Annotated in this window: 1 protein-coding gene; it reads right to left on the bottom strand. The window is 55.8% G+C overall.

Annotated features, from left to right (window positions below; translation table 11 throughout):
- Positions 1 to 333: 333 nt before the first annotated feature.
- Positions 334 to 1,180, bottom strand: an 847-nt coding sequence (locus GSQ80_RS19900) for a type IV secretion system DNA-binding domain-containing protein (RefSeq protein ID WP_216850475.1), incomplete at its 5' end; no start/stop codon positions are given.

The following is a 1,180-nucleotide window of genomic DNA, read 5'->3' as shown; positions in this document are numbered from 1 at the left end:
AGGGACAGAGCATCAAAATACAAGGACCGAGGCTGCTTCGATTCCATTTCCATGGGGCCATGCTCTCAAGACTTACAAGGTAAGGCAATAGAAAAGCGGCCGCAGGCGGCTCGTTACGATCCGTAAAGACTGTCTGGCACGGGTTAGTCCGAATACTTAGTTGTAGTAGTGCACGAAAAACGGCGTTTTGAGCAACTATGATTTCGAGAGCACGCCTTCGGCGCGGATGATGGGTTTGCACAGCTGCATAGCGCGGATGGGTGGCGGCATATCAGTGAATTCGACGGCGGAATTGATTGCAGCTAGCCATTAATCCGCATGAACGACGTAGCGTCATTCAATCCCGTTGCTCTCATCCCAACTGAATCCCTCCCGCTTGACGACAGGCGTTTCCTCCAGCGGCAAAACGGCTTGAATAGGCTTCTTCGTCTCCGGTGCTTTCGTGGGAGCCGAAGTCCCGACGACATCCGTTTTGCGCGGAAGCAGCTGTTTTCTCGCCCGTTCCACGAACTCCCGCTGCTTGTTCTGTTTCGTTGCGAGCCGGAACTTCGCCGGGACAACATGATTCTCGATCTTGATAAAGCCTGTGAGGGGCGGCAGGCCCGCAATTTCGGAAGGCATGATGAGCGGCTTATTGGCGATCTCCATCGCAAAACTCTTCTTCGACCCGAGAAGTCCCATGCTGCGTGATTCTTTCAAACGCTCGACCTCGATCTCGCCGATGGCCTCGGAGATCCACTTCGCCGCCCGCGGTTCCGAAGTCTTGAGGAAGATCTTCGTCGCGGGTTGGGAGAGCATAGCTTCAGCGTCCTGACCGTAGCGCTTCTCCATCTGGCTGCGTCCCTGGATACCGATGACGACGGGATTGCCGTACTTACGGTTCTCCGTGACAGCGGTGTGGAGTTGCGGTAGCCGGTTCAGGCTGGCCAACTCATCGATCACAAACCAGACCGCCTTAGCTGCTTGGTCTTCGCAATATCCCATCATGCGCAGGATAAACAGGTCGAGCCATGCCGCGTGCAATGGCAGTGTCTTGCTCCGGTAGGCAGCAGCAGAGGTCAGAAAGACCCATCGGTTCCGCTCGGTGTACCACTCAGCGGTCGCGAAGGTTTTGCGCTTGTGCTCCCACTCCGGCAACAGCTCCAGACTGTCCGCCACCATATTCAAACTGGAGAGGACA

This window comes from Granulicella sp. L46, from assembly GCF_009765785.1.
Taxonomy (GTDB): Bacteria; Acidobacteriota; Terriglobia; order Terriglobales; family Acidobacteriaceae; genus Granulicella.
The sequence above is the reverse complement of the archived record's forward strand: the minus strand, read 5'-3'. Positions and strand labels throughout refer to the sequence as shown.